General features: G+C 70.6%; 23 protein-coding genes. 16 read left to right on the top strand and 7 right to left on the bottom strand.

From position 1 onward, the window contains the following. Nucleotides 1-78 precede the first annotated feature (78 nt). From ABEA43_RS21435 to dop, 4 genes are all read left to right on the top strand, one after another. Entirely contained in the window at nt 79-2637 is a 2559-nt protein-coding gene (locus ABEA43_RS21435; RefSeq protein ID WP_345564214.1) for a Kae1-like domain-containing protein, read from the top strand. A 418-nt stretch (nt 2638-3055) separates the two neighbouring features. Beyond that, nucleotides 3056-4126, top strand: coding sequence for a pyridoxal-phosphate dependent enzyme (locus ABEA43_RS21430; protein WP_345564212.1), 1071 nt, complete (start codon nt 3056-3058; stop codon nt 4124-4126). A 66-nt stretch (nt 4127-4192) separates the two neighbouring features. Next, a complete protein-coding gene (locus tag ABEA43_RS21425) occupies nt 4193-5284 on the top strand; it encodes an acyltransferase family protein (protein WP_345564211.1) in 1092 nt (363 codons plus the stop codon). Between the two features lie 86 nt (nt 5285-5370). Further along, on the top strand, nt 5371-6885 hold the full coding sequence (gene dop / locus ABEA43_RS21420) for a depupylase/deamidase Dop (RefSeq protein ID WP_345564209.1): 1515 nt from the start codon (nt 5371-5373) through the stop codon (nt 6883-6885). Between the two features lie 109 nt (nt 6886-6994). On the opposite strand, the gene ABEA43_RS21415 is transcribed toward dop, so the two are convergent. Next, entirely contained in the window at nt 6995-7405 is a 411-nt protein-coding gene (locus tag ABEA43_RS21415; protein WP_345564207.1) for a hypothetical protein, read from the bottom strand. 145 nt (nt 7406-7550) lie between these two features. On the opposite strand from ABEA43_RS21415, the gene ABEA43_RS21410 reads away from it, so the two are divergent. Both ABEA43_RS21410 and ABEA43_RS21405 read left to right on the top strand, forming a co-directional pair. Next, nucleotides 7551-7760 carry a ubiquitin-like protein Pup gene (locus tag ABEA43_RS21410; RefSeq protein WP_345564205.1) on the top strand — a complete coding sequence of 70 codons (210 nt, stop codon included), beginning with the start codon at nt 7551-7553 and terminating at the stop codon, nt 7758-7760. Between the two features lie 112 nt (nt 7761-7872). Then, on the top strand, nt 7873-8772 hold the full coding sequence (locus tag ABEA43_RS21405; protein WP_345564204.1) for an endonuclease domain-containing protein: 900 nt from the start codon (nt 7873-7875) through the stop codon (nt 8770-8772). Nucleotides 8773-8849: 77 nt separating this feature from the next. Here the strand turns inward: ABEA43_RS21405 and ABEA43_RS21400 are convergent, their stop codons facing one another. From ABEA43_RS21400 to ABEA43_RS21380, 5 genes are read right to left on the bottom strand one after another with little or no spacing between them, the layout of a single operon-like run. Continuing rightward, nucleotides 8850-9890, bottom strand: coding sequence for a DNA polymerase IV (locus ABEA43_RS21400; RefSeq protein ID WP_345564203.1), 1041 nt, complete (start codon nt 9888-9890; stop codon nt 8850-8852). Nucleotides 9891-9907: 17 nt separating this feature from the next. Next, nucleotides 9908-10963, bottom strand: a complete 1056-nt coding sequence (locus ABEA43_RS21395; RefSeq protein WP_345564201.1) for an ABC transporter ATP-binding protein — start codon at nt 10961-10963, stop codon at nt 9908-9910. Further along, nucleotides 10960-11778, bottom strand: a complete 819-nt coding sequence (locus ABEA43_RS21390) for a carbohydrate ABC transporter permease (RefSeq protein ID WP_345564200.1) — start codon at nt 11776-11778, stop codon at nt 10960-10962. Before ABEA43_RS21390 ends, ABEA43_RS21395 begins: the two co-directional genes overlap by 4 nt. Continuing rightward, the gene (locus tag ABEA43_RS21385) at nt 11775-12701 is read right to left on the bottom strand and encodes a carbohydrate ABC transporter permease (protein WP_345564199.1); all 927 of its coding nucleotides are present in this window, start codon (nt 12699-12701) and stop codon (nt 11775-11777) included. The genes ABEA43_RS21390 and ABEA43_RS21385 overlap by 4 nt, the downstream gene beginning before the upstream one ends. Further along, nucleotides 12676-14043, bottom strand: coding sequence for an extracellular solute-binding protein (locus ABEA43_RS21380; protein ID WP_345564198.1), 1368 nt, complete (start codon nt 14041-14043; stop codon nt 12676-12678). The genes ABEA43_RS21385 and ABEA43_RS21380 overlap by 26 nt, the downstream gene beginning before the upstream one ends. 287 nt (nt 14044-14330) lie before the next feature. On the opposite strand from ABEA43_RS21380, the gene prcB reads away from it, so the two are divergent. From prcB to ABEA43_RS21335, 9 genes are all read left to right on the top strand, one after another. Beyond that, on the top strand, nt 14331-15179 hold the full coding sequence (prcB, locus tag ABEA43_RS21375) for a proteasome subunit beta (RefSeq protein WP_425570316.1): 849 nt from the start codon (nt 14331-14333) through the stop codon (nt 15177-15179). Between the two features lie 21 nt (nt 15180-15200). Beyond that, entirely contained in the window at nt 15201-16016 is an 816-nt protein-coding gene (gene prcA, locus ABEA43_RS21370; protein WP_345564347.1) for a proteasome subunit alpha, read from the top strand. A gap of 361 nt (nt 16017-16377) precedes the next feature. Then, complete coding sequence (locus ABEA43_RS21365; protein ID WP_345564196.1) at nt 16378-16935, top strand: hypothetical protein; 558 nt, start codon at nt 16378-16380, stop codon at nt 16933-16935. A gap of 280 nt (nt 16936-17215) precedes the next feature. After that, nucleotides 17216-18574 carry a Pup--protein ligase gene (pafA, locus tag ABEA43_RS21360; protein ID WP_345564195.1) on the top strand — a complete coding sequence of 453 codons (1359 nt, stop codon included), beginning with the start codon at nt 17216-17218 and terminating at the stop codon, nt 18572-18574. Between the two features lie 110 nt (nt 18575-18684). Then, on the top strand, nt 18685-19620 hold the full coding sequence (locus tag ABEA43_RS21355; protein WP_345564194.1) for an FKBP-type peptidyl-prolyl cis-trans isomerase: 936 nt from the start codon (nt 18685-18687) through the stop codon (nt 19618-19620). A gap of 97 nt (nt 19621-19717) precedes the next feature. Further along, nucleotides 19718-20614, top strand: a complete 897-nt coding sequence (locus ABEA43_RS21350; RefSeq protein WP_345564192.1) for an FKBP-type peptidyl-prolyl cis-trans isomerase — start codon at nt 19718-19720, stop codon at nt 20612-20614. Nucleotides 20615-20642: 28 nt separating this feature from the next. Continuing rightward, nucleotides 20643-21005, top strand: a complete 363-nt coding sequence (locus ABEA43_RS21345; protein WP_345564191.1) for a hypothetical protein — start codon at nt 20643-20645, stop codon at nt 21003-21005. A gap of 9 nt (nt 21006-21014) precedes the next feature. Then, nucleotides 21015-21671, top strand: coding sequence for a helix-turn-helix transcriptional regulator (locus tag ABEA43_RS21340; protein ID WP_345564190.1), 657 nt, complete (start codon nt 21015-21017; stop codon nt 21669-21671). Between the two features lie 4 nt (nt 21672-21675). Next, nucleotides 21676-22167 carry a DUF3291 domain-containing protein gene (locus ABEA43_RS21335; RefSeq protein ID WP_345564189.1) on the top strand — a complete coding sequence of 164 codons (492 nt, stop codon included), beginning with the start codon at nt 21676-21678 and terminating at the stop codon, nt 22165-22167. Here ABEA43_RS21335 and ABEA43_RS21330 read toward each other — a convergent pair. Next, a complete protein-coding gene (locus ABEA43_RS21330) occupies nt 22113-23180 on the bottom strand; it encodes a DUF3866 family protein (protein ID WP_345564188.1) in 1068 nt (355 codons plus the stop codon). The two genes, ABEA43_RS21335 and ABEA43_RS21330, sit on opposite strands and share 55 nt — an antisense overlap. A gap of 38 nt (nt 23181-23218) precedes the next feature. Between ABEA43_RS21330 and ABEA43_RS21325 the strand changes: the two genes are divergently transcribed. Continuing rightward, nucleotides 23219-24181, top strand: a complete 963-nt coding sequence (locus ABEA43_RS21325) for a helix-turn-helix transcriptional regulator (protein ID WP_345564187.1) — start codon at nt 23219-23221, stop codon at nt 24179-24181. Nucleotides 24182-24200: the final 19 nt, after the last annotated feature.

Here is a 24200-nt window from a genome sequence, read left to right as displayed (position 1 = left end):
GGACACTTTCTCCAGCCGGCGCGCGCCGACACGGCCGATACGCATGCGCGCCACCCCGATGAGGCGCACACTAGGCCAATGACCGCGCTCAAACGGATAGACGTGCACGTCGAAGGCATCGTCCAAGGCGTGGGCTTCCGCCCGTTCGTCTACACCCTCGCCAACCGGCTGGGCCTGGCGGGGCGGGTGCGCAACGACGTCGACGGCGTGTTCATCGAGGTCGAAGGCGCGCTGTCCGGAGTCGAGGAGTTCCTCACCGCGCTCGAACGCGACGCGCCCGCACTCTCCGAGATCGAACGCGTCACCGTCGTCAACGGCGAGCCCGCCGGGCACAGCGGCTTCACCATCGCCGCCAGCGATCCTTCGGGGCTGCGTCGCGCCCTGGTCTCGGCCGACAGCGCCACGTGCGACGACTGCCTGCGCGAGCTCGCCGACCCGGCCGACCGCAGGCACCGCTACCCGTTCATCAACTGCGCCAACTGCGGGCCCCGCTTCACCATCGTGCGCGGCGTCCCCTACGACCGGCTGCTGACCACGATGGCCGGCTTCGGCATGTGCGCCGCGTGCGCCGCCGAATACCACGACCCCGGCAACCGGCGCTTCCACGCCCAGCCCGCCTGCTGCCCGGTCTGCGGGCCGCGGCTGCGGCTGCACGACGCCCGCGGCACCGAGCTGTGCGGCGACCCGATCGCCGGCTGCGCCACCCTGCTCCGCGCCGGCCGCGTCGTCGCCGTCAAGGGGCTCGGCGGCTTCCACCTCGCCGTGCCGGCCGCCCACGAGCAGGCCGCCGCCACCCTGCGCGGGCGCAAGCACCGCGAGGACAAGCCGTTCGCGGTCATGGTGGCCGACCTGGCGCAGGCGCGGCGGCTGTGCGAGATCGACGACGTCGCCGCCGAGCTGCTGACCAGCCGCGCCCGGCCCATCGTGGTGCTGCCCCGGCTGGCCGGCGCCCCCGTCGCGGCGTCCGTCGCGCCCGGCAACCGCGACCTCGGCCTGATGCTGCCCTACACGCCGCTGCACCACCTCCTGCTCGGGGAGCTGGCCGAGCCGATGGTCCTGACCAGCGGGAACGTCTGCGACGAGCCGATCGCTTACGAGGACGCCGACGCGCTGACCCGGCTCGGCGGCATCGCCGACGCCTTCCTCCTGCACGATCGCGCCATCCACGTACGCACCGACGACTCCGTCCTGCGCCCTGAGCCGGGCACCGTCGCGCTGGGCCCTGTCACGGCGGGCGCTGTCACGGCGGGTCCTGTCACGGCGGACAGGAGCGTTGCGGGAAGGCCCGCGCCAGAGAAGGCCAAGGCGAAGAAGACCGGGGCAGAGAAGGGGACGTCAGAGAGGGCGACGGTAGAGAAGGCGCCGGGTGAGAAAGCGACGGGGGAGAAAGCGACAGGTGAGACGGCGGCTGTTGGCGGGACGGCGGTGGACGTGACGTCGGGCGTGGTCGCCGCAGACGGAGGGACGGTCGCCGTGGCCGGGATGGTGGCGTCCGCGGGGACCGTGACCGTGCTGCGCCGCGCCCGCGGGTACGCGCCCGAGCCGCTCGCGCTGCGCAGGCCCGCGCCCCGGCCCGTGCTCGCCTGCGGCGCCGAGCTGAAGAGCACGTTCTGCCTGGCGAAGGGCTGGCGGGCGTTCGTCTCCCAGCACATCGGCGACCTGGAGAACCACGAGACGCTCCGGTCGTTCGTCGAAGGCATCGACCACTACTGCGGGCTGTTCGACATCCGGCCGGAGGTGGTGGCGCACGACCTGGACCCCGGCTACCTGTCCACCCGGCACGCCCTGGAGCTCCCCGACGTCGAGCTGGTCGGCGTACAGCATCACCACGCCCACATCGCCTCCTGCCTGGCCGACAACGGCGACCCTGGACCGGTGCTCGGCGTCGCCCTCGACGGCCCGGGCCACGGCACGGACGGCACCGTGTGGGGCGGCGAGTTCCTCCGCGCCGACCTGACCTCCTTCGAACGCCTCGGCCACCTCGCCGCCGTCCCCATGCCGGGCGGGACCGTCGCGACCCGGCAACCCTGGCGCATGGCCGCCGCCTACCTGGGCGACGAGCATCCCGGCCTGGACGTCGTCCGCCGCAACGCCGAACGCTGGGCCGACGTGCTCGCCGCCGCCCAACGGCCGGGGTCACTGCGGACGTCCAGCGCGGGCGGCCTGTTCGACGCCGTCGCCGCGCTGCTCGGCGTGCGGGACACGATCACGTACGCGGGGCAGGCGGCGATCGAGCTCGAACAGCACGCCGACCCCGCCGAGCCCGGCGCCTACCCCGCCGCCGTGACCGCCGGGGATCTGCTCGTGGTGGACGGCGCCGACCTGGTGCGCGCGGCCGCCGGGGACCTGGCGGTCGGGGTGGACTCCCGCGTGATCGCGGGCCGCTTCCACAACGGGGTGGCCGACGCCGTCGCCCGTTCCTGCGTCACGCTCAGGCAGGCCACCGGCCTGTCGGCGGTGGCACTGTCCGGGTCGCTCTTCCAGAACGCGCTGCTGCTGGAACGTACGGGGACGCGGCTGCGGGCGGCCGGGTTCCGGGTGCTCACGCACGTACGCGTGCCGCCGAACGACGGCGGCATCAGCCTCGGTCAGGCCGCCGTCGCCGCCGCCCAGGACCGAGCCCGCCACACCGGCTGACCCACGCCACGCCCGCGCCCGGGATCGCTCCCACGTGAGCGCCATGTCCGCGCCGGGGCGCTAGGTCGACGTCCTGGGCCACGCCCACGTCTGCGCCTGGGATCGCGCCCAGGTCCGCGCCAGGTCCGCGCCTGGGGCCGCGATCCCCAGCGCCCGGGGTCGCGCTGCGGATCGCGTCCGGGGCCGAGCTCCGGATCGAGCGCAGGATCCATTCCGGGCGCTCGTGGATGACGAGGGTCGTTCACACCGGCTCGCCGCGCGGCGGAAGGCGCTTCAGAGCGTTCGGCACACCGCTCGCCGCACCCCGGGCACCGGCGGGAGCGGCGAGCCGCGTACGGTGGCGCTCACCGCTGGGGGCGGGGCTCTCTCCGGCCCGGCGCGCCGGGCGAGGGCGGTTCGCAGTCCTAGCATGGCGATCATGGACTACCTCAACCCCGCCCGCACGCCCTACACCGCGGCGGACCGGGCGCTCATCGGGACCGAGCACGCCCGCCGTGCCCGCGCTCGCTTCGCCGGGCAGCCCGCCTACCGGCCCACGCCCCTGCACGCCATCCCGGAGCTGGCCGGGACCGGAGTCGTCCAGGTCAAGGACGAGAGCGGGCGCATGGGGCTGGGCAGCTTCAAGGCGCTCGGCGGCGCCTACGCCGTGCACCTGCTCGATGAACGCGAGCCCGGCGGCCCGCCGTTCGTCTGCGCCAGCGCGGGCAACCACGGGATCTCCGTCGCCTCAGGCGCCGCCGAGGCCGGCGTGCCCTGCGTCGTGTACCTCAGCGACGGCGTTCCCGAGCCCTTCGCGGAACGGCTGCGCGCGCTCGGCGCGGACGTGCGGCGCGCGGGGGAGGACTACGACACCAGCATGGCCGCGGCGCAGCAGGCCGCGCAGGAGCACGGCTGGCGGCTCGTCGCCGACAGCTCCTGGGACGGCTACACCACCATCCCGCTGGACGTCATGCGCGGATACACCGTCCTGTTCGACGAGGTCGCGAACCAGATCGCCGGCCGGCCCGAAGCCGGATCGGGCGAGACCGGATCGGGTGGGGTGCCGACCCATGTGTTCGTGCAGGCGGGCGTCGGAGGGCTGGCCGCGGCGGCGGCCGGGTACGTGCGCGACCGCTGGGGCGAGCAGCCCAGGATCGTCGTCGTCGAGCCCGAGGCCGCCCCCTGCCTGCTGGAGAGCGCACGCGCGGGCGAGCCCGTCCGCGTACCCGGCGGCCGCACCACGCTCGGCCGGCTCGACTGCCGCGAGCCCTCCCTCCTCGCCTACCGCCTGCTCGGCCACCTCACCGACCTGTTCATGACGATCACCGACGACCAGGCGGACGCCGCCGCCGAGCTGCTGGCCGGGCACGGCGTCGCGCTGTCCGCCTGCGGCGCCGCCGGAGCCGCGGGCCTGCTCGCCCTCGGCCCGGCCGCCCGCGACGCGCTGGGACTCGACGACGGATCACGCGTGTTGCTCGTGGGAACAGAAGGACCAGTGGAACCAAAGTGATCAGAGTGACGTCTAAGGGCCGTGCATCAACCCAACCGGCCGAAGCATGCTCGGGGTGACGGCCGGTTGGCCGAACTCGACCTCCTGCGATTCATCGCCGCCCTGGCCGTGGTCGCCTTCCACTACCTGGTCGCGTACGCGTCGGTCTGGGGAGACCGGCCCGCCGAGCTGTTCCCCGCGTTAGCCCCCATCGCCGGACTGGGCATCCTGGGCGTCGAGCTGTTCTTCATCATCAGCGGATTCGTCATCCTCATGACCGTCTGGGGGCGCGGGCTGGGCGGGTTCGCCCGGTCGCGGCTGGTCCGGCTCTACCCCGCGTACTGGCTCAGCCTCGCCGCCATCGCCGCCGTCTACGGGCTCACCGGAGCCAAAGCGCTCGATCCAAAACTTTCCCCAGGCGGATACCTGCTGAACGCCACCATGTTCCAGCGGCTGTTCAAGGAGCGGTTCGGGGTCGCCGACGCGAGTGGCGTCTACTGGTCGCTGTGGGCCGAGCTGCGCTTCTACCTCCTGATCTCCATCCTCGTGATCGTCGGCGTCACCTACCGGCGCGTCCTGGTGTTCGCGGGCGTCTGGCTGGTCGCCGCCGTCGGCGCCGAACTGCTCGGGAACGAGGTCGTCAACGAGATCGTGATGCCCCGCTACGCGCCCTACTTCGTCGCCGGAATGGCCCTCTACCTGATCCACAAGTACGGGAGCGCCTGGCTGCCGTGGCTGTACGTGGTGGCCGGGTACGGCATCTCGATCCACTCCGCGCTCGAACGCGTGCACGACCGCATCGACCTCGCCGGGTTCAAGAACATGCCCGTCACCGACCTCAGCGTGATCATCGCCATCACCGTGATCTTCGGTGTGACGGCGATCGGCGCGCTCGGGCTGCTCAGGCTGAAACCCTCCAGGACGCTCACCGCGCTCGGGGGCATCACATACCCGCTTTACCTGTTCCATGGCGTCGTCGCGGTGCTCCTCATCCCGGCGCTCACCGGCGAACTGCCCCCCTGGGCGGTCGCCACCGTCACCTTCCTGGCCGCCGTGGTGCTGTCCTATCTCGTGTACTCCTTTGCCGAACGCCCCATCCAGCGGCTACTCAAGCCCCGCAGATCAACACAAACCACATCAGCTCCCGCCGTACAGGTTGAAAAGGCGTCGGTGCCATAACTCTGTGGCCTTGGGGCACTGTGAAGGGCATAGGCTCGGGCATATAAACGGCGGATAGACAGACCCGGACGAACAGAGGGTGTTGCATGACGGTGCGTCGGGTGATGGGCATCGAGACCGAGTACGGCATCTCCGTACCAGGTCAGCCAGGCGCCAACGCGATGGTGACCTCCTCACAGGTCGTGAACGCCTACCTGGCCGCCTCGGCGGCTCGCGCGCGCAGAGCACGGTGGGACTTCGAGGAGGAAAACCCGCTCCGCGACGCGCGCGGCTTCGACCTGGCCAGAGAGGTGGCCGATCCCAGCGCGCTCACCGACGAGGACCTCGGCCTCGCCAACGTCATTCTGACCAACGGCGCCCGGCTCTACGTCGACCACGCCCACCCCGAATACTCCGCGCCCGAATGCACCAACCCCCGGGCCGCCGTCATCTGGGACAAGGCAGGCGAGCGGGTCATGTACGACGCCGCCACCCGGGCCTCCGCGATTCCCTCCAACGCGCCCATCCAGCTCTACAAGAACAACACCGACGCCAAGGGCGCCTCCTACGGCTGCCACGAGAACTACCTGATGCGGCGCGCCACCCCGTTCGCCGACATCGTCAGGCACCTGACACCGTTCTTCGTCTCCCGCCAGGTCGTCGTCGGCGCCGGCAAGGTCGGCATCGGCCAGGACTCACGCGGCGAAGGCTTCCAGATCAGCCAGCGGGCCGACTTCTTCGAGGTCGAGGTCGGCCTCGAGACCACGCTGAAGCGCCCCATCATCAACACCAGGGACGAGCCGCACGCCGACCCGGAGAAGTACCGGCGGCTGCACGTGATCATCGGCGACGCCAACATGTCGGAGATCTCGACCTATCTGAAACTGGGCTCCACCGCCCTCGTCCTCGCCATGATCGAGGAAGGCTTCCTCAGCCGCGACCTCGCCGTCGACAACCCCGTACAGTCACTCAGGGCCGTCTCGCACGACCCCACCTGCCGCTACGAGATCCCCATGCGCGACGGCCGCAAGCTCACCGCCGTTCAGCTCCAGATGGAATACCTGGAGCAGGCCCGCAAATACGTCGAAGAACGCGGCACCGCCCAGGACGAGATGAACAAGGACGTCCTCGACCGGTGGGAATCCGTTCTCACCCGGCTCGCGGAAGACCCCATGCAGCTCGCCCGCGAGCTCGACTGGGTCGCCAAGCTCGAGCTCCTCGAGGGCTACCGCACCCGCGACGGCCTCGCCTGGTCCCACCCGCGGCTCCAGCTCGTCGACCTGCAATACTCCGACATCCGGCCCGACCGCGGCCTGTACAACCGGCTCGTCGCCCGCGGCCGCATGCAGCGCCTCGTCACCGAGGAAGACGTGCAGCGCGCCGTCGAGAGCCCCCCGACCGACACCCGCGCCTACTTCCGCGGCCGCTGCCTGAGCCAGTACAGCGAATCGGTCGCCGCCGCCTCCTGGGACTCCGTCATCTTCGACATCCCCGGCAGGGAGTCGCTCCAGCGCGTACCCACCCTTGAGCCGCTGCGCGGCACCAAGGCCCACGTGGGCGAGCTTTTCGACCGCTGCCGCACCGCCGCCGACCTCGTCGCCGCCCTCACCGGCGGCGACTAACCGCCCGGGCCCTTTCACCGCGGCTAACCGCCCTGGGGCAGGCCTTCCACCGGCGGCGCCTGCCCGCTCGCGCGCTCACCGGCGGGCGCTCGACCGACCGTGCGGCCGCTCAGACGGTCACCAGGCCGATGCCCAGCGTCAGCGTGCCCACGGCCAGGCACACGCCGCCCGCCACCGTCAGCCAGATCAGCCGGCTCGGCTTGGTGTCGCTCGGGCGCACCACCGACAGGAAGAACCCCAGCGGCATCAGGATCGGGGCGGCCACGATCAGCGTGCGCGCCAGGCCCCTCATGCCGTCCGACAGGTTCGCCTGGTCCACGTAGAGCATCGCCACCAGGCCGAACAGCACCAGCACGCCCGCATGCGCGTGACCGGCCCGCCACAGTCCGCGACGAACCGGGTTGTCCAGGTAACCGGGGACGTTCTTCATCAGGAACGAGAGCAGCGAGACGCCGCCGAAGGCCACCAGCGGGACTGTGATGAGGAGCACACCTGCCGTGCTCAGGGACGATGGGGACATCTGGACCTCCTGTGTGTAGGGAGTTCCATTATTGGATAGGAGCACTATCTAGTCAACCCGGCAAGATCACTGGTCGATCGGCGCGAAATGTCGCCCGGTTCGGGGAAGATATGCCTAGAGGCAGTCCCCCAAGCGGAGGTAGGACATGGCAACCAAGGACACCGGCGGGCAGAAGCAGGCCGGTAAGCGCGAGTCCGAAGTCGAGGAGACCGAGGCCTCGGCGCAGCCCGACGTCCAGGAGCGGCAGGAGAAGCTCACGGACGATGTCGACGCGATTCTGGACGAAATCGACGAAGTTCTCGAAGAGAATGCAGAGGAATTCGTGCGGTCGTATGTACAGAAAGGCGGACAATAGGGGATAAATCAGGACATCGTAGGGGGTTGTGGTGGAGGGGCCGGGAGATCTCAAGCGGTGCCCGGACTGCGGAGAGGAGAAAGCGGCCTCCGAGTTCGGGCGTAATAAGCGCATGGCCGACGGGCTGGCGCGCTATTGCAAGGCCTGCTTCCGGCGGCGGTCCACTGAGAGTTATCGCAAGCGCAAGGCCGAGCAGGGCAAGACCGTGCGTGAAGCGATCTTCGTTCCTGAGGGGCACAAGTATTGCCCTCGGTGCGAGGAGATCAAGCTCGTCGAGGAGTTCGGGGGTAATCGGGCCAAGAAGTCCGGCCTGACCGACTACTGCAAGCCGTGCCACAACACTGTGATGCGCGAGGAACGAGTCAAGGGTCACGGCAGTACTCGCAACTACCATCTGAAGCGCCGCTACGGCATCACCGAGGACGACTTCGAGCGCATGCTCGCCCGGCAGGGCGGGCTCTGCGCCATCTGCAGGAAGGTGCCGGGCACGTTCGTCGATCACTGCCATCGGAGCGGGCAGGTCCGGGGCGTGCTCTGCTTCAACTGCAACAACGGGCTGGGCCACTTCGGTGACAACCTGGTGCTGCTGGAGCTGGCCGCGCTCTATCTGGACGGGGATGTTCTCTGGCCGGAGTTCGTGGTTCTTCCTGAGCGCCGCGATGCCGGGAAGGTGGCGCGTACGCGGGCTCATCACCTGGCGCAGCGTTATCGGGTGCGGCATGAGGATGTCGAGCGGATGATCTCGGCTCAGCACGGGTTGTGCGTGGTGTGCTGGGATCGGCCGCCCGAGCATGTCGATCATTGTCATCGCTCGGGTGATGTGCGGTTTGTGTTGTGCCTGCCGTGCAACACGGGGATCGGGCAGTTCCGGGATGATCCGGCGGTGGTGTGGCGGGCGCTTTCGTACGTGGGGGTGAGCGTGGGGGAGTGTGACGAGGTGGAGGTTTCCGAGGAGGAGCTGGCGGAGCTGGTCCGGGCGGAGTTCTACGGCACGGTCTCGAGGGTCGCCTGAGATCTTCCTGATCGGCGCCCCCTATGCGTCGGGCCCTATTGGTCGGGCCCTATTGGTCGGGCCCTATTGGTCGGGCCCTATTGGTCGGGCAGGGTGTAGTCGACGGCGACGCCGAGCAGGCGTACGGGGCGGTCGAGGTCGAAGCGGCCGAGGACGGAGAGGGCCGCGGCGGACAGGACGCCGGCGTCGGTGGTGGGCGCGGGGAGCTTCGACTGGCGGGTCCGGGTGAGGAACGGGGCGAAGCGGACCTTGACCGAGACGCGGATGACCTCGCGTCCCGCCGCGGCGGCGTCCTGGGCGACGTGTCCGGCGAGCCCCGCGACGTGGCGGGCGATCTCGTCCCGGTCGGTGAGGTCGTGCGGGAAGGTGGTCTCGCGGCTGTGGCCGCGGGCGATCCACGGGGTGGTGACGACCTCGGCCTCGCCTTTGCCGAGCGCGAGATAGCGGTACCAGGGGCCGTTGGTTGGGCCGAAGTGGCCGGCCAGCTCGGCGGGGTCGGCGGCGGCGAGCTGGGCGACGGTGTGGAGGCCGAGCGCGGCCAGTCTCTTGGAGATCCTGGCGCCGATGCCCCAGAGGGCGTCGGTGGGGCGGTCGTTCATGACCTCGGCCCAGTTCGCGCCGGTGAGGCGATAGATCCCGGCGGGTTTGGCGAAGGCGGAGGCGAGCTTGGCCTGGTGCTTGTTCTCGCCGATGCCGACGGAGCAGGACAGCTCGGTGCGGTCGTGCACGGCCTGCTGGAGGGCGGCGGCGAGGGCTTCCGGGTCGTCGATGGCGGCCCCGACGAAGGCTTCGTCCCAGCCCCACACCTCGACGCGGACGGGGAAGTCGCGCAGGACGGCCATGACGCGCTCCGAGGCGGCCTCGTAGGCGGGTGGGTCGCTGGGCAGGAACACGGCCTCTGGGCAGCGTCTGAGGGCGGTGCGGAGGGGCATGCCGGAGTGGACGCCGTGTTCGCGGGCCTCGTAGGTGGCGGTGGCGGCGACGGTGCGCGGCTGCGCGGGGTCGCCGGAGCCGCCGACGACGACGGGTTTGCCGCGCAGCTCTGGGTGGCGCAGGATCTCCACGGCGGCGATGAACTGGTCGAGGTCGACGTGCAGGATCCAGTCCCTGGTGGACATGCCGTCCAGTATGCCCGTCAGGTCAGGAGGGCGCCGTCGCGGTAGAGGAGGGCGCGGCGGGGGACGGCCCAGGCGTGCGTGCCGAGCTCGGGCTCTTCGCCTTCCTGGACGACGAGCTGGACGATGCCGCCGGGGGATTCGAGGGTGACCAGGGTGTGGGTGCCGAGGTTCTCCAGGACGGAGACGACGCCGGGGATGGCGTCGGGGCGCTCGGTGGTGGACAGGTCCAGGTATTCGGGGCGTACGCCGTAGGTGAGGTCGCCGTCGCCAGTGAAGTCACCCGTGAGGTCGCGGTGGGCGGGGAAGGTGGCGCCGGCGACGCGCAGGCCGGCGGCGGTGGCGTGGGCGGGCAGCAGGTTCATGGGGGTGGAGCCGATGAACGAGGCCACGAACGTGGTGGCGGGCCGGTGGAAGATCTCGGCGGGGGTGGCGACCTGGATCATGCGGCCGTCGGACATGACGGCGATGCGGTCGGCGAGCGCGAGGGCTTCGGCCTGGTCGTGGGTGACGAAGACGGTGGTGACGGCGAGCTCGCGCTGCAGGCGTTTGAGGAAGGTACGGGCTTCGAGGCGGAGGCGGGCGTCGAGGTTGGACAGGGGTTCGTCGAAGAGGAACGCGGCCGGGTGGCAGGCGATGGCGCGGGCGAGCGCGACGCGTTGCTGCTGGCCGCCGGAGAGCTCGGCGGGGCGGCGGCGGAGGAGCTCGGTGAGGCTGAGCCGGGCGGCGACCTCGGCGGCCTTGGCGGTGCGCCGCTCGCGGGGGACCTTCTTGATGCGCAGCGGGTAGGCGATGTTGGCGGTGACGTCCATGTGGGGGAAGATCGCGTAGTCCTGGAAGACCATGGCGACGTCGCGGTCGCCGGGCGGCAGCCGGGTGACGTCGGTCCCGTCGAAGCGGATGTGCCCGCCGGTGGGGGTCTCCAGGCCGGCGATGGTGCGCAGGAGTGTGGTCTTGCCGCAGCCGGAGGGGCCGAGCAGGGCGAAGAACTCGCCGTCGGCCACGGTGAGGTCGATGCCGTCGAGGGCGCGGACGCCGCCGGGGAACACCTTGGTCAGGCCGTGCAGGCTGATCACCGTTTGATCCCTCCGTGGAAGCGGAAGCCGTACCGGTGGGAGACGAACAGGTACATCGCCACCACCGGCAGCGAGTACAGCAGCGAGAACGTGGAGATCAGGTCGAGCCTGGGCGCGCCGCCCTCGGTGTAGAGGGTGTAGAGGATGACGGAGCCGGGCGCTTTGCCGGGGTCGCGCAGCAGGATGAACTGGAACAGGAATCCGCCCCAGACGCTGGCCAGCGCCCACACGGCGATGGTGGCCAGCCCCGGGCGCACGAGGGGGACCACGATGTGGCGCAGGATCTGCAGGGGTGAGGCGCCGAAGACGCGGGCGGACTCCTCGTACGAGGTGGGGGTCTCGTCCATGAAGTCCTTCAGGATGAAGATCGCGGCGGGCAGGAGGCCGCCGGAGACGACGAGGATGACCCCGAGGTGGGTGTCGATGAGGTCGAGCCGGGTGGCCAGTTCGAAGATCGGCACCATCGCGGCCGTGCCCGTGACGACGGACGACAGCAGGAGCAGCAGGTACAGGAGCGCGTCGCGGCCCGGCACCCGGACCCTGGACAGGGCGTAGGCGGCCAGCGCGGCCAGGACGACGACGAGCGCGGCGCCGCCGCCGCCCTGGATGAGGGAGTTGCGGATGGAGCCGAGCGCGTACGGGTTGTCGAGGATGGCGGCGAAGTTGCGCAGCGTGAACTCGGGGATGGACGTGGTGATCGACGGGGTGTCGTCGAAGGGGGCGCTGGCGAGCCAGAGCATGGGGAGCGTGAAGAAGGCCAGCACGACGGCGATGACGATCGTGGCGGCGAGCCGGCCGAGTGCGTGACGGATCATGCGGGCGGCCCTCCGGCGGCCGCGATCTCGCGCTCGCGGCGCCGGCCGCGCAGCAGCCGCAGGTACGCCAGCGCGAAGAGCAGGTTGATCAGCAGGATCAGGAAGGAGATGGCGGCTCCGACGCCGAGCTGGCCGTCGCGGAGCGCGACGCGGTAGACGTACACGGGCAGGATCTCCGAGCGGCCTTCCGGGCCGCCGCCGGTGAGGACGAACGGCGTGAAGTCGTTGAACGTCCACAGGCTGATCAGCAGCAGGTTCGTCAGGATGTGGCGCCTGATGGCGGGCAGGACGACGTCGCGCAGCTGCTGCCACACCCCGGCCCCGGCCAGGCGCGCGGTCTCCAGGTGGGAGGGCGGCACGTTCTCCAGGGCCGCCGAGTAGAGCATCATGCTGAACGCGGTGCCGCGCCACACGTTGAACACGATGATCGACAGCAGCGGATAGTCGAGCAGCCAGGCGAACCCGGGGGTGTGCAGCAGGGCGTTCAGGGTGCCGTCGTCGCGGTCGAGCAGCGCGAACCACAGGAAGCCGACCACGGTGCCCGGCAGGATCCACGACAGGAGCACGACGCCTTCGACGACGCGGCGCACGGGGCCCGCGCGGGTGCGCAGGATCCAGGCGAGGGCGAAGCCGAGGCCGGCCTGGCCGATGATGGCGGACCCGCCGACGTAGAGCAGGGTGAGCCAGAGCGAGGACAGGAAGCGGGGGTCGCGGAGCGCGGCGGTGTAGTTGCCGAGCCCGACGAACGCGGGGTCGGCGGCGGCCAGGCCGGTGAGCCGGTAGTCGGTGAGCCCGAGGTAGACGGTCCACAGGGCGGGGAAGATCAGGAAGACGGCGATGAGGACGAGGGCGGGCAGGACGAACGCGACCGCCCTTCCCCTGCCGAGTCCCGCGGCGTCAGCCGCCGACGTTGGCCGCGCCACCGACCAGTCCCTCCAGCTTCGCCTGGTAGGCGGCGGCCGCCTCGTCGGCGCTCTTGCCGCTGACGACGGCCGCGGTGGCCTCCTGCAGCGCCGTGGAGACCTGCGGGTAGACGGCCAGCCCCGGGCGGTAGGCGGTGATCGGCAGGACCTCGTCGGCGATGTACTTGAGCATGGGGTCGGCGGTGAGCACCTCGGCGTTGACGTCGCTGCGGGCGCTGATCCGCGCCTGCCCGGCGAGCTGCGACTTCGTCGCCGCCGCCGAGTGCATGAAGGCGAGCAGGTCCCAGGCGAGCTTCGGGTTCTTGGAGAACGGGTTGAGGACGCGTACGGCGCCGCCGGACATGCTGACGAAGTCCTGGCCGCGCAGCCCGCCGCCGGCCTGCTTGGCGGGGATCCTGGCGTAGCCGACGACCTGGTCGCGGTCCTTCATGGGGGCGACGCCCGCGGTGGGCTCGACGACCGAGCGCCAGAAGTAGTCGCTCTCCGCGAGGACGCCGATCTTGCCCTGGGCGAACTGGGCGAACGACTTGTCGCGGCCCTTGGCCTCCTGCTGCAGCCGGGGGTCGCCGAGTCCGCTGCCGCCGTAGATCTGCTGGTAGAAGCCGAGCGCGTCCTTCAGTGCCTGGGAGGCGCCGGTCCACTTGCCGGCCGTGTAGATCTCGGATCCAGCGCCGGCGAGCAGCGGCAGCATGCCCTGCATGGTGGTGGCCTCGCCCATGGCGGTGCCGGCGTTGATCTGGATGGGGGTGGGCACGCCGGCGGACTTGAGCTTGGCGCCGGCGTCGATGATCTCCTGCCAGCTCGCTGGCGCCCAGGTCTCGGGCAGCCCGGCCTTCTTGAACAGCGTCTTGTTGTAGAACAGGACGCGGCCGTCGGTGCCCTGGGGCAGGCCGTACTTCTTGCCGTCGAAGATCCCGAGGCCCTGCACGGCCTGCGGGATCTGAGCCCAGCCCTCCCACTGCTCCACGGTCGCGCCGCCGACCTCGGTCAGCGGCTTGATGTAGCCGGCCTGGGCGAACTCGCCGACCCAGATGCCGTCCAGGTCGATGACGTCGGCCCCGGTCCTGGACTTGAGGTCGAGGGCGATCTTCGTCTTGTACTGCTCGTCGTCCACGCCGCTGGGCTGGAACAGGACCTTGACGTTCTGGTGCGTCTTCTCGAACTCGGGGATCACCCACTGCTTGATCCAGTCGGCCGACTCGGCGTTCTTGCCGCCGGAGATGCTGTTGGCCGCGATGGTGAGGGTGACGCTGCCACCGCCGGACTCCGTACCGGTTCCGCAGGCGGTGAGCGCGAGGACGGTGATCGCCCCGATCACCGCAGGTCGGCTGGGGAGTCTCATGTCGGCCTCCTGTTCAGGACGTGCAGACATACCGACAATCGCATGGGTGGTGGCGGGCGTAAAGAAACGATCTGAACACGGAAGCACGGGGGTGCCCGCGTCAACGTGTGGGGTTCTGGGGCCAAGCGGGGCCCGGGTCTTGTGGGTGGGATTCTGGAGGTTTCAGGGGAAGACGGGGGTGAAGCTCTCGCCGGGGTGGTTCGCCGTGAGCTGATCGTGGGAAGTGCAGACAGCAACGCAACATGAGTAGGGTCGCCCTAGGAACACTGATGTTTGGAGGGAGTCGCGTGGCATCGCACAGGGATCTGCCCGTCGGCTTGGTGAACCAGTTTTTCCGCAACACCGGAAATTCCTCGTTCACGGAGTTTGTCAGCTCGTATGCGCCTGAGTTGCTGCCCCAGCGGGATGAGGTTCTGGCCACCCCGATCGGCGACCAGGTTCCGCACGCGACCACGATCGTGGCCGCCACCTACGCCGGTGGCGTGATCATGGCGGGTGACCGGCGGGCGACATCGGGCAACATCATCTCGCAGCGTGACGTGGAGAAGGTGTTCCGCGCTGACGACTATTCGTGCATGGGCATCGCGGGCACGGCCAGCACCGGGATCGAGATGGCCCGCCTCTACCGCGTCGAGCTCGAGCATTACGAGAAGCTCGAGGGCCGCACGATGTCGGTCGCGGGCAAGGCCAACCGGCTGGCGACGATGATCAGGGGCAATCTGGCCATGGCGATGCAGGGGCTCGTGGTGGTGCCCCTGTTCGCCGCGTACGACCCGGGCAAGGACGAGGGACGCATCTTCAGCTACGACGTGGCGGGCGGGCCCTACGAGCGGGACCGCTACGACGCGATCGGGTCCGGCTCGATCTTCGCCCGCGGGTCGCTGAAGAAGCTCTACCGGGACGGCGCCTCGGCGGACGACATGGTGATGACGCTGATCCAGTCGCTCTATGACGCGGCCGACGACGACTCGGCGACCGGTGGTCCCGACGTGACCAGGAAGATCTGGCCGATCGTGTCGGTGATCGACGCCGACGGTTTCCGCCGCCTGCCCGACGAGCAGATCGCCGGATACGTCGAGCAGATGCTCGCAGCCCGCCTGATCTCGCCCGACGGCCCCATCGCCCCGCTGCGCTAGAAAGGACCACCGCACGTGTCCATGCCTTTTGGATATGCGTCCCCTGAGCAGATCATGCGGGACAAGGCCGACTATGCGCGCAAGGGCATCGCGCGGGGCCGGTCGGTCGTCGTGTTGCAGTACGTCGACGGCATCTTGTTCGTCGCGCCCAACCCGTCGCGGGCGTTGCACAAGATCAGCGAGATCTACGACCGCATCGGCTTCGCCGCCGTGGGCCGCTACAACGAGTTCGAAGAGCTGCGGCTGGGCGGCATCCGCTACGCCGACATCAATGGCTACACCTACGACCGCTCCGACGTGACCGGTCGTGGCCTGGCCAACCTCTACGCCTCCAACCTGGGCCGCATCTTCACCGAGTCGATCAAGTCGCTCGAGGTCGAGGTCGTGGTGGCCGAGGTCGGCGAGAGCCGTGACGGCGACGCGATCTACCGGCTGACGTTCGACGGGTCGGTGTTCGACGAGCACGGCTTCGCGGCCATGGGCGGTCAGGCGGAGGCGGTGTCCGGGCGGCTGAAGGAGCGCTACCGGGAGTCGATGTCGCTGGCGGACGCGCTGGAGGTGGCGCTGACGGCGCTGACCGAGCCGGGTGGTGAGCGGCCGCCGGTGGGGCAGCTCGAAGTGGCCGTGCTCGACCGCAACCGGGAGCACCGCAAGTTCCTGCGGCTGACGGGCGCGCGGCTGGAGCGGCTGCTCGGGCAGACCTCCAGCCCGCCGCCCGCGGCCACGCCGCCGTCGGAGGCGTCCTCGTCCGCCGACGACGCGCCCACGGGGCCGCCGCCGCCGACGGGCCCGGCGGGCGACGGCGACGTGGACGACGGAACCTCGCCTCCCCTGTAGAACGGGCCCTGTAGGAAGGCGCTGTAGAAAGCAGGGGTTTGACGGCGTTGTAGACGGTGACGGCCTTTCGGGCTGCGCATCCGGGCGGGGGCTGCTCTCGGGCGGCCCCCGCCGGCGTTTCCCGGCTCGCGTGGGGCTTTTGCCGGGCGGCCTCGCCGGCGTTTCCCCGGTTTACCTGGGGGCTGTCCTCAGGCGACCCCACTGGTGTTCTCCGGCTGCCGTCGGGCGGCCCCGCCGGCTTCCCGTATGGCCTGGGACTGCTGTCGGGCGGGCTTTCGCCGGCTCGCGTGGGGCTGGGAGTGTGACCTGTTTCACTCTGGTTCGTACGAACTCGGGTGGGTGATCGTGGATCTTACAACCCGTGAACACACCCATGCGTGGCCTCCTGGCCGGCGGTGCCGCCGTCGCCGTGATGCTGACGTCCGGCGTGGCCGCTCAGGCCGCCACCGCCACCCGCCCGGCCGCCGTGAGCGCCGCGGCCGCGTTCCCGAAGTACAAGGCGCCGAAGACCTTCGGCACGACCTTCCAGGCCGATCCCCAGCACGACTTCACCAAGGGCATCCACTCCCGGCATGACGGCATCCTGCGCGGCTGGGTCACGTACGTGCGGGGCAGCGTGGCCGAGTACGAGCCGATCAAGTGGAAGAAGGGCACCCAGACCGAGGGCTACTTCGTCGGCCGGCCCGAGGGGGACGCCATGGCGTACGCCTCGCCGATCGCGAAGAACGTGGTGTTCCTGTCGGCGTACGGGTGCAAGCCGTCGACGGGGAATCTGACGACCGGCAGGAACAACAGTCTCGGCGCCAAGCGCTGCTCCCGGTCCGTGCTGATCAAGCGGCACGGCGATCACCGGCAGCCGGCGCTCATCACGGTGCACAAGGGGAAGATCGTCCAGGTTCAGGAGATCTTCACCCCCTGATCCCGCCCGGAGACGACCCGCGCCCCGTGGGGGCGGGCGCGGGAAATCGCGGCGCGAGAGGATCAACGGCCAAGGGGCCGCAGCGGGCGGGTGCCGGGCGTGGGGATCCGGGGCGCGGAGGTGCGGGCTCCGGACGTGGGGGTCCGGGGCCGGAGGTGTGGGGTCCGGAGCAGGGGGCGGGAAGCTCAGTACGGGGGAGTAACCGGGCATAAAGGACGCCGTGGGAAAACACCCGGGAAGATCTCTCCCGCTTGCCGATCCGTGGGCATAGTGTGAGGTGATGGATCGTCGCATCTTCGGGCTGGAGAACGAGTACGGCGTGACCTGCACGTTCAGGGGCCAGCGCAGGCTGTCCCCCGACGAGGTCGCGCGCTACCTGTTCCGGCGGGTCGTGTCCTGGGGCCGATCGAGCAACGTCTTCCTCCGCAACGGCGCACGTCTCTATCTGGACGTGGGCAGCCATCCTGAATACGCAACACCCGAGTGTGACAACGTCATCGAGCTCGTCACCCACGACAAGGCCGGGGAGCGCATCCTCGAGGGCCTGCTGGTGGACGCCGAGAAGCGGCTGCGCGAAGAGGGCATCGCGGGTGACATCTATCTGTTCAAGAACAACACGGACTCAGCCGGAAACTCCTACGGCTGCCACGAGAACTACCTGGTCGGCAGACACGGGGAGTTCGGGCGGCTGGCGGACGTGCTGATCCCGTTCCTGGTGACGCGGCAGATCATCTGCGGGGCCGGCAAGGTGCTGCAGACGCCCCGCGGCGCCGTCTACTGCGTCTCGCAGCGCGCCGAGCACATCTGGGAGGGCGTCTCCAGCGCCACCACCCGCTCCAGGCCCATCATCAACACCCGGGACGAGCCGCACGCCGACGCCGAGCGGTTCCGCCGCCTGCACGTCATCGTCGGCGACTCCAACATGAGCGAGACCACCATGCTGCTCAAGGTCGGGGCCACCGACCTGGTGCTGCGCATGATCGAGTCGGGCACCGTGATGCGCGACCTGTCGCTGGAGAACCCGATCAGGGCCATCCGCGAGGTCTCCCACGACATGACCGGCCGGCGCAGGGTGCGCCTGGCCAACGGCCGCGAGGCCTCCAGCCTGGAGATCCAGCAGGAATACCTGTCGAAGGCGAAGGACTTCGTCGAGCGCCGCGGCGGCGACGCGATCGCGCACCGGGTGCTGGAGCTGTGGGAGCGCACGCTGCACGCGGTCGACACGGGCAACCTCGACCTGGTCTCCCGTGAGATCGACTGGGTGACGAAATACCAGCTCATCGAGCGCTACCGGAAGAAGTACGACCTGCCGCTCTCCTCGCCGCGAGTGGCGCAGCTCGACCTCGCCTACCACGACGTGCACCGTAAGCGCGGCCTGTTCTACCTGCTGCAGAAGCGCGGCTCGGTGGAGCGGGTGGCCACGGACCTGAAGATCTTCGAGGCCAAGTCGGTGCCGCCGCAGACGACCAGGGCGCGGCTGCGCGGCGAGTTCATCCGCAAGGCGCAGGAGAAGCGCCGCGACTTCACCGTCGACTGGGTGCATCTCAAGCTGAACGACCAGGCCCAGCGCACGGTGCTGTGCAAGGACCCGTTCCGCAGCGTGGACGAACGGGTCGACAAGCTCATCGCCGGCATGTAGGCCCGACCTGTAGCCAGCCGGGGCCGGGGAGCGCGGCATGTGGTTTACCTCGGCCCTACCCGGAAGTCGGGTAGGGTGACGCGAATCTGACGTCTTTCCGAGGGACATCCATGCGCCGCGCTCTGGCCGTACTGGCCGCCGTGCCTTTGATCTTGTTCGCCGCCGCGTGCGGGTCCGACGACGGCGCGGCCCCGAGCGCCACGCCCGCCGGATCGGCCGGAGTCAAGGTCACCGGGAATGTGGGCGCCAAGCCCACGGTGACCTTCCCCTCCGGCTCGCCCGCCACGAAGTCGTCGTACGAGGTGATCCAGCCCGGCACCGGCGCGGCGGTCAAGGCCGGTGACAAGCTGATCCTCAACCTGACCGTCTACAACTGGGACGGCAAGGGCAACGCGGTCCAGGGCTCCTCCTACGACACCAAGGCGCCGGAGACGATCGCGGTCAACGAGCAGCTCCCGCAGGTGCTCCAGGAGGGCTTCACCAAGGTCAAGCACGGCGGCCGGCTGCTGGCGGTGCTGGCCAACGACTCGGTCGCGCAGCAGCCGACGGCCACCGCGCCCGCCGAGCCGACCAAGGTGTTCGTGCTCGACATCGTCGGCGCCCAGCCGCCCGCGCTGAAGGCCGCCACCGGCAAGGAGACCGGCGACAGCATCAAGGGTGTCAAGGTGGTCAGCCCCGGCGGGGAGAAGGCGCCGACGCTCACCACGAAGACCGGTGAGAAGCCGTCCAAGGAGCTCGTCGTCAAGACGCTCATCACCGGCACCGGCGCGAAGGTGCAGGCCAACCAGACGCTGACCGTCCACTACACGGGCAAGGTCTGGGGCACCGACAAGCAGTTCGACTCGAGCTGGGAGCGCGGTCAGCCGGCGGAGTTCCCGCTCGGCAACGTGATCCAGGGCTGGCAGAAGGGCCTGGCCGGGGTGCCGGTCGGCAGCCGGGTCGTGATGAGCATCCCGCCGGACCTCGGCTACGGCGACCAGGCGCAGGAGAACATCCCCGCCAAGAGCACGCTGGTGTTCGTCGTCGACATCCTGGCCGCCTACTGATCGATATGCCGGCTTACTGACGTGTGATCTGATACCGCGGTAGCATCGCGAGGCCCGGTGGCGCAGCGCCGCCGGGCCGCTCCGCGTGGGAGGACCGATGCGCCGCCGTACCGTCGCGCTGCTGCTGGCGTCACTGCTGCCGGCCGCCTGCACGAGCGAGGCGGCTGGAGCTCTGGACCTGAAGGTGGGCGGCACGTTCGGCGCGCGCCCGTCGATCGTCTTCCCTGGCGGCAAGCCCGCGGCCGGCCTCCAGGTGGACGAGCTGGCCACGGGCAAGGGCGCGCCGCTGCGCAAGGACGACGTGGCGATCGTCCAGTACACCGCCCACGTGTGGGACGGCGGGGAGAACCGCCTGGTCGACTCCAGCTTCAACCGGGGCACCCCGGCCGCGTTCCCGGTGGGGGAGCTGCTGCCGGGGCTGGACAGGGCGCTGCAGGGCCGCACGGTGGGCAGCAGGGTCATCGCCGCCATCCCGCCCGAGGACGGCTTCGGCGCGAACCCGCCGCAGGGCGTCGAGCCCGGCGACGAGCTGTTCTACGTCGTCGACATCCTCGGCGCCCATCCCAAGGGCGTGTCGGTCGAGGGGCACGGCGGCTCGCTGGCCGGCGTGCGCGTCACCGGGGGCGCCCGTCCCGGGCTGGCGGTGCCGGCCGGCCCGCCGCCCGCCGGGTTCACGGCCAAGGTGCTCGACAGGGGGACTGGGCGCAGGACGCAGGCGGGCCAGCTCGTGGTCACCCAGTACGAGGGGGCGATCTGGAGCGGGCGCCGCATCTTCGACGCGACCTGGTCCACCGGCCGTCCGAAGGCGTTCAAGATCGGCGACGGCAGCGTGCTCAAAGGATGGGACAAGGCCCTGGTGGGGGTGCCCGTCGGCAGCCGGGTCCTGATGATCGTCCCGCCCGCGTACGGCTACGGGGCCTCGGGGCAGCCCGCGTACGGCATCAAGGGCTCCGACACGCTCGTCTTCGTGGTGGACGTCATAGCCGCGTACTGACGTGGTGATCCTGCGGCAGGATGGGGCCATGATCCGTGTCTTTCTGGGTGTCTTGTCCGCGTTAGTCGTCCTGCTCGGCCCGGCGCCCGCCGCGTCCGCCGCCACCGACACGGCCAACCCGCCGTTCTGCAAGGGCGTGAAGCCCTGCGTCATCGGCGGGGACGCGGGCCAGACCTGGGTGCACGCCTCCGCCTCCTCCGCCCGTAAGGGGCGCGCCGTGGCCGCGCGGCTGCTGCGCAACGCCAAGGCCGTGCACAAGGGCTACGGGGCGCCCGAGTACATCGACATCTGGGTGATCAAGAAGGGCGCGTGCTGGCGCAAGTACGGCAACGCGACGGTCGAGCCCAGCCGCAGGTGCGCGTACAAGCACGTCGAGCGCAAGCTTTCATAGACTCCCGTTGTGAGTAGCGACGACCTGGATGCGCTGGCCCTGTTGCACGACCCCGTACGCCGCAGCCTGTACGAAGCGGTCGTGGCCGGCGGCGGCGACGTCGGGCGGGGAGAGGCGGCCGAGGCCGCGGGCGTGTCCAGGACGCTGGCCGGGCACCACCTCGACCGGCTCGTCGAGGCCGGGCTGCTGGAGAGCGGCTTCCGCCCGCAGGAGAAGAAGGGGCCGGGCAGCGGCCGGCCCGCCAAGGTCTACCGCAGGGCCAGGGGCGAGCGGTCGGTGAGCCTGCCGGCGCGCGACTACGCCGCGCTCGGCTCGGTCCTGGCCGACGTCGTGGACCTGCTCGGCGCCGAGGAGCAGGCCGAGGAGGCGGCCCGCCGCGCGGGCGCCAGGCTGGCCAGGCGGCATCAGGGCGAGCCGGTCGAGCGGGTGCTCGGCGAGCGCGGCTACGAGCCCTACGCCGAGGACGGCACGCTGCGGCTGCGCAACTGCCCGTTCCACGCGCTCGCCGAGGAGCAGCCGCTGCTGGTGTGCTCCATGAACCTGGCGCTGTGCCAGGGGCTGCTCGAAGGGCTCGGCGACGACCCGGCCAGGGCGGGGCTCGATCCGCGGCCGGGGGAGTGCTGCGTCTCTCTAAAACAAACGAGCATTGACATAGAAGGTGAGTGATGGTGTGCTGAGCCCCATGCACCTTGCCCAGCTCAACATCGCCCACCTGCGCGCGCCCGTCGACGGCCCGGAGCTCGCCGAGTTCGTCGCCCTCCTGGAGCCTGTCAACGCCATCGCCGACGAGGCCCCCGGCTTCGTCTGGCGGATGAAGGAGAGCGAGAGCGACCCGACCGCCACCGTGATCCACGAGTACGGCGACCACCTGCTGATCAACTTCTCGGTCTGGGAGGACCTGGAGACGCTGTGGAACTACGCCTACCGCAGCGCCCACCTGGGCGTGCTGCGCCGGCGCAGGGAGTGGTTCCTGCGCATGGCGGAGCCGTACATGGTGATGTGGTGGGTCCCCGAGGGTCACATCCCGTCGCTGGCCGAGGCGATGCGGCGGCTGGAGCTCCTCAAGGCGGAGGGCCCGAGCCCCGAGGCGTTCACGTTCAAGGACTCCTACGCCAGCAGCGAGGCCGTCAGCCTGCCCGCCGCCGCCGAGGCCAGGAAGTAGGGCAGGTCCTCCTCCAGGCCCCTGCCCATCGTCGAGAGCCGCACCGGGGAGTCGCGCAGCGCGTCGTGCAGGCCGTCCACCGGGACCGGCACCAGGCGATGCCGTACGGCCAGCAGCTCGGCCTGATCCCTGACCCGCTCGCCGAACTCGCCGGGCAGCTCGGGCACCGGCACGTCGGCGGGGGACAGGGCGACCCGGCCGTAGGCGGTCAGCGAGTGGTGCGAGACGCCGTAGTGGCGCTCGCGCAGGTCGCCCTCGCTGACCCGCAGCGCCGCCACCGGCCGCCCCAGCAGCACACCCGCCGCGTTGATCGCCTCGCCCGCGGACACGCCCGAGAAGCCCCACCGGGTCCCCGTGCCCAGGTTGCCGGGGCCCTGCGTGACGATCGCCACGTCCGCCTCCAGCACATGCCTGGCCGCCAGCAGCCCGGTGTGCACGGTGACCGCCTCGACGTCCCCGCCGAACGACTGCCCGACCGTCACCACGCCCGCCAGCCAGCCGATCTCGCGCAGCCGCGCCGCCGCCATCGAGAACCACACCGGCAGCGCGCCGCCGTCCAGCATCACGTACGCCACCCGGGCGCCGGGCGCCGAGGCGAACAGTCCGCACAGGATCGGCGGCAGCGCCGAGTGCAGATCGGCCACCACGACCGGCATGCCGTCCAGTGAGTCGGCCTCCCGCAGGAGCGCGTGATACGGGGAATCCTGCTCGTCCGCGCCCAGCACCGTGGCCTGCAAGGGGGTGTACCGGGCCTTCACCAGGTGCCCCGGTCCCTCAGGATCTTGCGGCAAACGGTTCGGGACGGCCACCACCATGGCGTAACCTCCCGTACCGAGACCCATCGCGAGCGCGGTCGTGTTGAGCAGCACCTCGTCGCCAGGTTCCGGGCGCCCCACCAGGGGCGGATACGCCAGCGCCCGGCACTCCCCCTCGGGGACGGCGACGTCCAGCTCCACCGCTCCCGGCCACTCGCGTCGGATCCGGACAACTTCGCCCTTGCGCCATCTGATCACGGGGGCAGGGTAGCGTCGATGAAGGAGGAGTGAGGCAGATGTCGCGCCGGAAGACGGAACGGTTGCTCAATCTGGTGATCTGCCTGCTCGCCACCCGGCGCCCGCTGTCGGCCGAGCAGATCCGCCAGGCCGTGCCCGGTTACGACCGTGAGGGCGACGAGGCGTTCCAGCGCATGTTCGAGCGGGACAAGAACGAGCTGCGCGAGATCGGCATCCCCATCGACGTCGTACGCGACCCGTGGGAGGACGAGCCGGGCTACCGGATCGAGCGGCAGTCGTACGAGCTGCCCGAGATCACCCTGGAGCCCGACGAGGCCGCCGTGCTGGGCCTGGCCGCCCAGGTGTGGCAGCGGGCGAGCCTGGCCGAGGCCGCCTCCGGGGCGCTGCTGAAGCTGCGCGCCGGCGGCGTGGCCACCGACCAGCCCGTCGGCGGGTCCATCGGGGGCGGCGCGCTGGAGCTGCGGGTCGACACGCGCGACCCGGCCTTCCCCGCGCTGTGGGACGCCGTGCGCGACCGGCGGGTGGTGCGCTTCGACTACCGGGCCTCCGGCAGCGAGAGCGTGCGCAGCCGCACCGTGGAGCCGTGGGGCGTGGTCAGCCGGCGCGGCCGCTGGTACCTGGCCGGGTTCGACCGCGGCAGGGACGCGCCGCGCGCCTTCCGGCTCAGCCGCATCACCGGGCAGGTCGCCTCCGTCGGCAGGCCGGGGGCCGTCGAGGTGCCCGAGGGAGTGGACCTGCGGGCCATGGTCGGCTTCCCCGACGAGCCGCTGGACGAGCGGGTGGCCGTCGTCCGCGTGCGCCAGGGAGCCTGCGAAGGGCTGCGCACGCTCGCCAGGGCCGTGCACCAGGGCGCGGACGGCTGGGACGAGGCCGAGCTGGCCTTCGCCGACCCGGAACGGCTGGCCGGCTGGATGGCCAGCCTCGGCGCCGACGTCGAGGTGGTCGAGCCGCCGGACGCCCGCGAGGCGGTCATCCGCAGACTGAAGGGGGCTGTCACGTGAGAAGAGCGCGACGGGACGG

The organism is Nonomuraea rosea, from assembly GCF_039539705.1.
In the GTDB taxonomy this organism is placed as follows: domain Bacteria; phylum Actinomycetota; class Actinomycetes; order Streptosporangiales; family Streptosporangiaceae; genus Nonomuraea; species Nonomuraea rosea.
This window is presented reverse-complemented; position numbering and strand designations above follow the sequence as displayed.

What these genes read in the sequence shown, in the direction of transcription:
- ABEA43_RS21405 (WP_345564204.1), top strand. Translation starts at nt 7,873, where the DNA reads ATGGCCGACGGGCTGGCGCGCTATTGCAAGGCCTGCTTCCGGCGGCGG.
- ABEA43_RS21350 (WP_345564192.1), top strand. Translation starts at nt 19,718, where the DNA reads ATGCGCCGCCGTACCGTCGCGCTGCTGCTGGCGTCACTGCTGCCGGCC.
- ABEA43_RS21400 (WP_345564203.1), bottom strand. Translation starts at nt 9,890, where the DNA reads ATGTCCACCAGGGACTGGATCCTGCACGTCGACCTCGACCAGTTCATC.
- dop (WP_345564209.1), top strand. Translation starts at nt 5,371, where the DNA reads ATGACGGTGCGTCGGGTGATGGGCATCGAGACCGAGTACGGCATCTCC.
- ABEA43_RS21345 (WP_345564191.1), top strand. Translation starts at nt 20,643, where the DNA reads ATGATCCGTGTCTTTCTGGGTGTCTTGTCCGCGTTAGTCGTCCTGCTC.
- ABEA43_RS21355 (WP_345564194.1), top strand. Translation starts at nt 18,685, where the DNA reads ATGCGCCGCGCTCTGGCCGTACTGGCCGCCGTGCCTTTGATCTTGTTC.
- ABEA43_RS21390 (WP_345564200.1), bottom strand. Translation starts at nt 11,778, where the DNA reads ATGATCCGTCACGCACTCGGCCGGCTCGCCGCCACGATCGTCATCGCC.
- ABEA43_RS21325 (WP_345564187.1), top strand. Translation starts at nt 23,219, where the DNA reads ATGTCGCGCCGGAAGACGGAACGGTTGCTCAATCTGGTGATCTGCCTG.
- pafA (WP_345564195.1), top strand. Translation starts at nt 17,216, where the DNA reads ATGGATCGTCGCATCTTCGGGCTGGAGAACGAGTACGGCGTGACCTGC.
- ABEA43_RS21435 (WP_345564214.1), top strand. Translation starts at nt 79, where the DNA reads ATGACCGCGCTCAAACGGATAGACGTGCACGTCGAAGGCATCGTCCAA.
- ABEA43_RS21415 (WP_345564207.1), bottom strand. Translation starts at nt 7,405, where the DNA reads ATGTCCCCATCGTCCCTGAGCACGGCAGGTGTGCTCCTCATCACAGTC.
- ABEA43_RS21430 (WP_345564212.1), top strand. Translation starts at nt 3,056, where the DNA reads ATGGACTACCTCAACCCCGCCCGCACGCCCTACACCGCGGCGGACCGG.
- prcA (WP_345564347.1), top strand. Translation starts at nt 15,201, where the DNA reads ATGCCTTTTGGATATGCGTCCCCTGAGCAGATCATGCGGGACAAGGCC.
- ABEA43_RS21380 (WP_345564198.1), bottom strand. Translation starts at nt 14,043, where the DNA reads ATGAGACTCCCCAGCCGACCTGCGGTGATCGGGGCGATCACCGTCCTC.
- ABEA43_RS21410 (WP_345564205.1), top strand. Translation starts at nt 7,551, where the DNA reads ATGGCAACCAAGGACACCGGCGGGCAGAAGCAGGCCGGTAAGCGCGAG.